Origin of the sequence: Caloramator sp. CAR-1 (assembly GCF_030546345.1) — a bacterium.
Taxonomy (GTDB): Bacteria; Bacillota; Clostridia; order Clostridiales; family Caloramatoraceae; genus Caloramator; species Caloramator australicus.
The window spans coordinates 1-9,709 of sequence record NZ_JAUONW010000035.1; the positions used below are offsets into that span (position 1 = coordinate 1).

7 protein-coding genes and 1 rRNA gene are annotated in these 9,709 nt (G+C 32.8%); all 8 read right to left on the reverse strand.

Annotated features, from left to right (window positions below):
* A 16S ribosomal RNA gene (locus Q3V94_RS09600) occupies positions 1-183 on the reverse strand; the annotation flags it as partial.
* A 198-nt stretch (positions 184-381) separates the two neighbouring features.
* Complete coding sequence (gyrA, locus tag Q3V94_RS09605) at positions 382-2,811, reverse strand: DNA gyrase subunit A (protein ID WP_303527199.1); 2,430 nt, start codon at positions 2,809-2,811, stop codon at positions 382-384.
* Between the two features lie 14 nt (positions 2,812-2,825).
* Positions 2,826-4,721: a DNA topoisomerase (ATP-hydrolyzing) subunit B gene (gene gyrB, locus Q3V94_RS09610; protein WP_303527200.1), complete on the reverse strand. Its 1,896-nt coding sequence runs from the start codon at positions 4,719-4,721 to the stop codon at positions 2,826-2,828.
* Positions 4,714-4,992, reverse strand: a complete 279-nt coding sequence (remB, locus tag Q3V94_RS09615) for an extracellular matrix regulator RemB (protein ID WP_008909336.1) — start codon at positions 4,990-4,992, stop codon at positions 4,714-4,716. Before remB ends, gyrB begins: the two co-directional genes overlap by 8 nt.
* Before the next feature lie 12 nt (positions 4,993-5,004).
* Entirely contained in the window at positions 5,005-6,102 is a 1,098-nt protein-coding gene (gene recF / locus Q3V94_RS09620) for a DNA replication/repair protein RecF (protein ID WP_303527204.1), read from the reverse strand.
* 9 nt (positions 6,103-6,111) lie between these two features.
* A complete protein-coding gene (gene yaaA, locus Q3V94_RS09625; protein ID WP_303527206.1) occupies positions 6,112-6,321 on the reverse strand; it encodes a S4 domain-containing protein YaaA in 210 nt (69 codons plus the stop codon).
* Between the two features lie 44 nt (positions 6,322-6,365).
* Positions 6,366-7,469, reverse strand: coding sequence for a DNA polymerase III subunit beta (dnaN, locus tag Q3V94_RS09630; RefSeq protein WP_303527207.1), 1,104 nt, complete (start codon positions 7,467-7,469; stop codon positions 6,366-6,368).
* Positions 7,470-7,740: 271 nt separating this feature from the next.
* Entirely contained in the window at positions 7,741-9,078 is a 1,338-nt protein-coding gene (dnaA, locus tag Q3V94_RS09635; RefSeq protein ID WP_303527209.1) for a chromosomal replication initiator protein DnaA, read from the reverse strand.
* Positions 9,079-9,709 lie beyond the last annotated feature (631 nt).

Sequence of the window (9,709 nt, forward strand, 5' to 3'; positions counted from 1 at the left end):
CTTTATGCGGTATTAGCAGGCCTTTCGACCTGTTATCCCCCTCCTTGGGGTAGGTTACCCACGTGTTACTCACCCGTCCGCCGCTAAGACACCTTGGATTGCTCCTTGGCATCTCCGCTCGACTTGCATGTGTTAGGCACGCCGCCAGCGTTCGTCCTGAGCCAGGATCAAACTCTTATGTTTAAATCCTTAGCTTCTTAAATTACTGCTGGTCGCTTCGCCACTGTTCAGTTTTCAAAGGTCAAACGACATATTATATCATATCATCTCTTTTTACATTTGTCAACCACTTTTTTTCTCGGTCGACACTTTTATATAATACCATCATTTTTTTTATATGTCAACACCTTTTTAAAAAAATAATCCAGGAATTATCCTGGATTATTCTTCCTCATCATTGCTGTTTATCTTTCCTATCGAAACAATTCTCTCATCCTCTTGCGTCTTCATAAGAGTAACTCCCATAGCATCTCTACCTGTTTGTTTAATCGTTGAAACCTCTAATCTTATAATTATTCCATTATTATTTATTAGCATTATCTCGTCGTTTTCCTTTACTGTTTTAACACCTACTATCTTACCAGTCTTATCAGTTACTTTATATGTCTTCATCCCCTTTCCTCCACGGGAATGAACTGTATATTCGGTGCATTTTGTTCTCTTTCCATAGCCGTTTTCACTTACAACTAAAAGGTCCGAATTTTCATCATAAACTTCCATTCCAACTGCAATATCGCCTTCTCTTAGGGTAATACCCTTAACCCCTGCTGCAGTTCTTCCCATTACTCTAACATCTTCTTCTTCAAATGTTATACAGTATCCGTTTTGAGTTACTATCATTATTTTTTGTTTTCCATCCGTAAGCTTAACCCCAATAAGTTCATCTCCCACCTTTAGGTTTATGGCATTTAATCCATTCTTTCTGATGTTTGCAAATTCGCTTAAGGATGTCTTTTTAACAACGCCTAATTTTGTTGCAAAGAATAGGAATTTATCCTCATCAAATTCTTTTATCTCTAAAACAGCCTGTATTTTTTCCCTTGGATTCATAGCGAGTATATTAACTATATTCATTCCCCTTGATGTTCTTGATGCTTCTGGTATTTCATAGGCCTTTAACATATAAGCCCTTCCTAAATTTGTAAAGAACATAATATAGCTGTGGGTGGAGGTTATGAATATATGCTCTACAAAATCGTCCTCCCTCATGGACATTCCCTGAACACCCTTTCCACCCCTCTTTTGACTTCTGTAGGTGTCAATTGGAATCCTCTTTATATATCCTGCATGGGTTATCGTAATTGCAACTTCTTCCTCCTGTATAAGGTCCTCGATATTTATCTCGTCTGATTTTGCTGTAATCTTTGTTCTTCTTTCATCAGCATACTTTTCTTTTATTTCTAGAAGCTCGTCCTTTATTATTTGAAGAACTAATCTTTCATTTTCAAGAACTTCCCTTAAGTAGTTTATCGTCTTTATAAGCTCACTATATTCTTCATCGATCTTTGCCCTTTCAAGGCCTGTTAATCTTTGAAGTCTCATATCAAGGATTGCCTGCGCCTGCTTTTCTGAAAGTCCAAATCGTGTCATAAGGCCATTTCTCGCGTCTTCAACAGTTTTTGAACTTCTAATTAAATTAAAAACCTCATCGATATGATCAAGGGCAATTCTTAATCCTTCTAATATATGTGATCTTGCTTCTGCCTTGTCAAGTTCAAACTTAGTTCTCCTTCTTATTACTTCCTTTTGGAAATCTAAATAATGTGTCAATACTTCCCTTAAGTTTAATACCTTAGGTTCGCCATTAACAAGGGCAAGCATTATTATGCTAAAGGAATCCTGAAGCTTCGTATGCTTATATAAAAGATTTAGAACTATATTAGGATTTGCATCCTTTTTAAGTTCTATAACTATTCTCATTCCTTGTCTATCAGACTCATCTCTAAGGTCAGAGATTCCCTCTATCTTTTTATCCTTAACAAGTTCTGCAATGTCCTCTACAAGCTTAGCTTTATTAACTTGATATGGAATTTCTGTAACTATAATTTTATGTCTTCCCTTTTCTTCTTCTATTGTAGCCTTTGCCCTTACGACTACCTTTCCTCTTCCTGTTTCGTAGGCTTCTCTAATACCATCTTTCCCAACTATTATTCCTGCTGTTGGAAAATCTGGTCCCTTTATTTTAGTCATAAGATCCTTAATAGTGGCTTCAGGATTGTCTATTAGCATTATAACTCCATCTATAACTTCCCCAAGATTATGGGGTGGTATATTTGTTGCCATACCAACCGCAATACCTGAAGAACCATTGACTAAAAGGTTTGGAAATCTTGACGGCAGAACAGTTGGTTCTTTTTCAGTTCCATCGAAGTTGTCCGCAAAATCTATGGTATTTTTATTTATATCCCTTAACATTTCCATGGAAATTTTAGAAAGCCTTGCTTCGGTATAACGCATTGCTGCAGCTCCGTCACCATCTATAGATCCAAAATTTCCATGGCCATCAACTAAAGGATATCTTGTTGAGAAATCCTGTGCAAGTCTGACCATTGCCTCATAAACTGCACTATCACCGTGTGGATGGTATTTACCTAAAACATCCCCAACGATTCTTGCACATTTTCTATATTGTTTGTCAGGGAAAAGTCCAAGTTCATGCATAGAATAAAGAATTCTTCTATGAACAGGCTTTAGCCCATCCCTAACATCAGGAAGTGCACGACCTACTATAACGCTCATTGCATAATCTATATAACATTTTTTCATCTCATCGCTTATATCGACTAATTGAATTTCATCCCTTTTGTCCATAACTTCAACTCCCTCTAAATATCAAGATTTTGAACCCTCTTAGCATTCTTTTGGATAAATTCCCTTCTAGGTTCAACCTTATCTCCCATCAAGATAGTAAATACTTCATCTGCTTCAACTGCATCTTCAATAGTAACTTTAAGAAGAGTTCTTGTTTCAGGATTCATTGTAGTTTCCCATAGCTGCTCTGCGTTCATTTCTCCAAGTCCTTTATATCTTTGTATTTCAACGTTATCTCTGCCTATCTCATTTAACTTCGCCTCAAGCTCTCTATCGCTGTAGGCATAATAAATATTTTTACCCTTTGATATCTTATAAAGTGGAGGCTGTGCTATATAGACATGTCCTTCTTCTATAAGGGGCCTCATGTATCTATAGAAGAATGTAAGAAGTAGTGTTCTAATGTGTGCACCGTCAACATCAGCATCTGTCATTATTATGATTTTATCGTATCTTATTTTTTCTATATCAAAATCATCACCAATTCCTGCACCAAATGCAGTTATCATATTTCTTATTTCTTGATAAGCCAGTATTTTGTCAAGCCTTTGCTTTTCAACGTTCATTATCTTACCTCTAAGAGGAAGAATTGCCTGAAATCTTCTATCTCTGCCTCCCTTTGCAGAACCTCCAGCTGAGTCTCCCTCAACAAGGAATATTTCACAAAGCTTAGGATCCTTTTCGGAACAGTCAGCAAGTTTTCCAGGAAGGGATGTATTTTCTAAAACGTTTTTTCTTCTTGTAAGTTCCCTTGCCTTTCTTGCTGCTTCCCTTGCCCTTGATGCTAATAAACACTTTTCTACTATAACTTTAGCTACGCTTGGATTTTCCTCTAAAAATGCCGAAACCTTATCTGTAACAATAGCATCTACTATACCTCTAACTTCAGTGTTTCCAAGCTTTGTTTTTGTTTGTCCTTCAAATTCAGGATTTGTTATCTTTACAGAAATAACGGCTGTTATCCCTTCCCTTGTATCTTCCCCCTGAAGGTTCTTTTCGTTTTCCTTTAAAAATCCATACTTTCTTGCATAATCATTGATAACCTTAGTTAAAGCCGTTTTAAACCCACTTACATGGGTTCCACCTTCAGTAGTTGAAATATTGTTGGCAAAGGAAAATATGTTTTCGTTATACCCATCATTATATTGAAGAGCTATTTCAACAACTGTATCATCCTTACTTGCTTCAAAATAAATAGGCTCATCGTGTAAAACTTCTTTGTTTCTATTTAAATATTTAACAAATTCTTTAATTCCACCTTCATAATGATAAGTTTCCTTCTTATCTACCCTTTCATCTATAAGATTTATAGCAATTCCTTTATTTAAGAATGCAAGCTCCCTTAATCTTTGGGATAATACATCGTATTCATACTCCGTCGTTTCAAAGATCTCATCATCAGCAAGGAAGGTAACCTTTGTTCCCGTATCTTCTGCTTGGCCTATTACTTCCAATTCTGTAACAGGCTTTCCCCTTTCATATTTTTGCCTAAATATTTTTCCATCCCTTTTAACTTCAACGATCAGCCATTTAGACAGGGCATTAACAACAGAGGCACCTACACCATGAAGTCCACCTGAAACCTTATATCCTCCACCGCCAAATTTTGAACCCGCATGAAGCACAGTAAATACTACTTCAACTGCACTTTTTTTAAGCTTTGGATGGATATCAACTGGAATGCCTCTACCATCATCTATAACAGTAATTGAATTGTCTTTATGAATATAAACGTCTATATTCTTACAAAAACCTGCAAGGGCTTCATCTATTGCATTGTCAACTATTTCATAAACAAGATGATGAAGTCCCCTTGGCCCGGTGCTTCCTATATACATACCTGGTCTTTTTCTTACAGCCTCTAATCCTTCTAATACTTGAATTTCACTTGCACTATATTTTTTACTCATTTAAATCCCCCTTTGAAAATTCATCAATAAAGCAGCTTCTCTTTGCTAAAGTTAGTGAAGAAATTGGAGACAAATAAATTATACTTTTTTTATCTCTTTCTGTTAATATAAAGGATTTAGGTTCATCTTTAGTAATTCTTCTTACAAATCCCTCTTCTTCTGCCGTTTTTAAAAACTCCTTTGTATCTATGCTGGAAGTTGATGTTATGTCAAAGATAGCTATAACTTCCTTTAAAGGTATAACAACATTTTCTCCAAGATGAAGAAACATAATAATTCCTCCTCAAAATTCCTTAATTTGAATATTTCCATTAGATACTTCAAATATTCTTTTTCTATTTATGCTAAACTTTTCTAAATCATTTAAACTTGTAATAGTCAGTATAATTTGGACATCCATTAAGGAATCCAACAAATACTTTTGTCTTTGCAAATCCAATTCTGACATGACATCATCAAGAAGTAGTATTGGATATTCACCTGTTTCTCCCTTTATTATTTCAATTTCAGAAAGTTTTAATGATAAAGCTGCAGTTCTTTGCTGTCCTTGAGACGCATAATGCTTTGCATCTACACCATTTATAAAAACTTCGATGTCATCCCTTTGTGGTCCCTTTGAAGTATAACCTTTTTTTATGTCCTCTTCAATGCTATCTTTATATAAAGAATATAATCTTTCTTTTATACTTTTTAAATCACCGTCTATAATGTCACCCTTATATTTTATAACAAGTTCTTCATTTCCGTTAGTAATTTTTCTGTGAAGTAATTTACAAATAATGCTTAGCTTTTTAACAAACTCAATTCTGTTAAAGATTAAAAAACTTCCATACTCAGCAAGCTGCTGATCATAAACATCTATTAATGCCTTATTCATCCCTTTCTTAAGAAGATTATTTCTTTCAATCAAAACCTTATTATATATTGAAAGATAATAATTATACTTAGGTTTTATTTGATTAAGTTCATTATCGATAAATCTTCTTCTAACATCAGGTCCATCCTTTAAAAGCCGTAAATCCTCTGGAGAAAATATAACCGTATTAGCATTCCCTATAACTTCAGAAGCTCTACTTAGTTTTATTCCATTTAATTTTGCTTCCTTCTTGGATATTTCCGATATTAAAACCTCAACAGTAAAATCACCTAAAGTTTTGTTTAAATGAGCCTTAATATATGCTTTGCCCTTTCCCCATTTTATAAGTTCCCTATCTTTACTAGTTCTATGAGACTTTAAGGTGCTAATAAAATTTATAGCTTCTAAAATATTCGTCTTTCCTTGAGCATTTTGGCCGTAAAGAACATTTAATCCCTTTAAAAATTCTATCTTTAAGTTTAAATAGTTTCTAAAATTTATAAGTTCTAACTCTTTAATATGCATAACCTTCACCTAAACAACTTGAAATGTTCCTATATTTTTTATTTCTACTATATCTCCTTTTTTTATTTTCTTACCTCTTTCTAAAGTTTGATTTCCATTAACATACACATCTCCATTTTTAATTATAACCTTAGCCATAGCCCCTGTGTCTGCAACACCTATCCATTTTAGAAATTGGTCAAGTTTAATATACTCGGTATGTATTTCAATTTTTTGCATAAAAATCCTCCTTATCTATTGAAAAACCACCTAAAAAGGTGGCATTAGTTTTCTATAAGTCTTACAGGAAGAACAAGATAGATATAATCATCAGAATCTACTTTTCTTACAACGCATGGGCTTACGTTTGTAGTAAATTCTAAATAAATTTCCTCACTATCTATTATTCTTAAAACATCCAAGAAATATTTAGAATTAAATGCAATTTTTAAGCTATCACCCTCAAGCATAGCTGTAACTTCCTCTTGAACCTTGCCATATTGAGAATCAGAGGTAATTATCATCTTATCACTTCCAATGTTAAACTTGATTAAATTAGTCTTTCCTTCTCTAGCAAGGAGGGATGCCCTTTCTATGCTATCAAGAAGAAGATTTCTATTTACTTTAACTTTAAGTTTATGTTCTTGAGGAATTATTTGTCTATAATTTACAAACTCTCCATCTAAAAGTCTTGAAATTACTTTAGTGTTTCCAAGATTAAAAAGTATGTGGTTAGGAGTAAATGTTATTCTTACCTTATCTTCAGACGGTTCTATTATCTTAGAAATTTCATTTAAGGTCTTTCCTGGAATTACTGCATTAATATTACTTGCGTTTTCAAGTTCAACCTTCTTTAAAGATAGTCTATAACCATCCAATGCAACAAAGCTTAATACATTATCTTTAACTTCAAATAGGACACCTGTTAATATTGGCCTTGTTTCATCCTGTGCGATTGCAAATATAGTTTGCTTTATCATAAGCCTTAGAATATCCTGTGAAATCTCATAGAGGGAATTTTCATTAATTGCAGGAAGTTTAGGAAACTCCTCCGGGTTATTACCTAGTATCATGAATTCTGATTTTTGGCATGTTATCTTAACAAAATTATTATCTAAAAGTTCTAAAGAAACTATGTCGTTAGGAAGCATTCTAATAAATTCTCCAAATAATTTAGAATTTAAAACTATTGATCCTGGTTTAATAACATTTGCATCGATAAAGGTTTCAATTCCTATATCTAAGTCTGTTGCTGTAAAATAAACTTTATTATCTATAGCCTTAATTAAAATTCCTTCAAGTATAGGGTAGGTAGTTTTAGAAGAAGCTGCTTTTTGAACGATATTTATGGCTTCTTGCAGAATATTTTTTTCACATGTGAAAAACATTTTACTAACCTCCTTTTTATCCACAGTGGATAAATTTTTAAAGTATTTTTTATAGAGGATATTATATAGGACAAAAAGTAGTAGTAATAGTAATAAGGGCTGTGAAAATGTTGATAAGTCTATCTAAATATTAAAAATCAAGAGATTTATTTAATAAAAAATTGTGGATAATGCGGTTTAGTCTCGCATTAATTATCCACATAATTCAGTTTAAAAATTGCTTATTTAGTTTATCAACAGATTATTAAATTTTAAATCAACATATTGTTGATTATTTTTGATTTATTTTTCTTATAAGTTCGTCTATAGTTTCCTTAAGATTTTGATCCTTTTCATACCCTTCATTGATTTTTTCGTAGGCATGTATAACGGTAGTGTGGTCTCTTCCTCCGAACTCCTCACCTATTTTGGGCAAAGAAAGATCAGTCAATTTTCTTGCAAGGAACATAGCTATCTGCCTTGGAAAGGCTACATTTTTAGTTCTTTTTTGAGATTTGAAATCCTCAGGTCTTAAATTATAGTAGCTTGCAACCACATCCATTATAAGTTCTATTGTAATTTGCTTTGCATTTTTGTTGGAAATAAAATCTCTTAGTGCTTCTGATGCAAGTTCAACGCTTATCTCCTTATTAGTTAATGAAGAATAAGCAACTATTCTTATAAGAGCCCCTTCGAGTTCTCTAATGTTGGATTGTATTTTATTAGCAACGTAGACCATAACATCGTTTGGTATGCTTAGGTTTTCCATGTCGGCCTTTTTCTTTAATATTGCTATTCTTGTTTCAAAATCAGGCGGTTGAATATCTGCAATAAGTCCCCACTCAAACCTGGAACGTAGCCTGTCTTCAAGAGTTGGTATTTCCTTTGGAGGCCTATCGCTGGAGATTATGATCTGCTTATTTGCTTCATATAAAGAATTAAATGTATGGAAAAACTCTTCTTGGGTTCTTTCCTTCCCGGCTATGAACTGAATGTCGTCGATTAGAAGAACATCTACGTTTCTATATTTATTTCTGAACTCCTCGTTTTTATCATCCTTTATAGCATTTATAAGCTCATTAGTAAACTTTTCGGATGAAACGTAAACTACCTTTGCAGAGGGATTATTCATTAATATATAATGGCCTATAGCATGCATAAGGTGAGTTTTACCAAGACCAACTCCACCATATATAAATAAAGGATTATATGCCTTTGCAGGAGCTTCAGCAACAGCCAAGGATGCTGCATGAGCAAATCTATTGCTATTACCAACCACAAAGGTTTCAAAGGTATACTTTGGATTGAGCATAGATGTGGATATTTCTTCTTGTCTTTCCCTTTTCTTTTGATTTTGATTGTTTTCATTAGAATTTATTTCATCCGTTGAAAGGACAAACCTTATTTCATATTTTTTAGAAGTAACTAGTTTTATGGCATTTGCTATAAGATCTTTATATCTTACATCTAAAACGCCCTTTGTAAATTCGTTTGGAGCAAGAAGAAATATTGTTTCATTAGTGATTTTAAGGGGATCAATGCATTTTATCCATGTGTTAAAACCAAGTGGTGATAACTCTGCTTTAACAATTTCTTGAGTTTTTTCCCAAATTTCAAGAAGATTGTCCATAAAATTTCCTCCCTAGTATATGTTAACATAATTATCCACATTATAAAATCTACAATAAAAAATGTTGACATGATGGAACAAAGTTATTCACAAATCTGTTAATTTGTTAATATTTTAAGTCAAAAATTAACTTTCAACAATATCAACAAATTGATTATTAACATTACTAACAACAAAAAATCTAGATTTTAATTATAATTACGTGAAATTTTAAATAAGTTATACACAACTTTGTCCACAGATTGTGAATAACTTTTTAGCACAGAATAAAATATAAGTTATTCACAGATTTTGTGGATATGCATTAATATATTATCAAATATAATATACTATTACAATAGTTATCCACAAAAAACACAATGAATTTTTAAGATTATTAACAAAACTGTCATAGTGTAAAATTATTGTAGGACGAAAAAGGACAAAAAATTTAAAAGAGACAACCCCTGTGGTAAAATAAAAAGTGGAAAAAACACAAATCAATAAGGGGGTGTCTCTTTTGAATAATATTATACAACATGATATTATACAACAACATTTAATAAATTTCACTACTAAATTAATAAAAAATGTAGAAGAAATGCTGTCAAAAGAATGGGATTTTACAAAACTTGTTGAGGTAGTTAAAGAA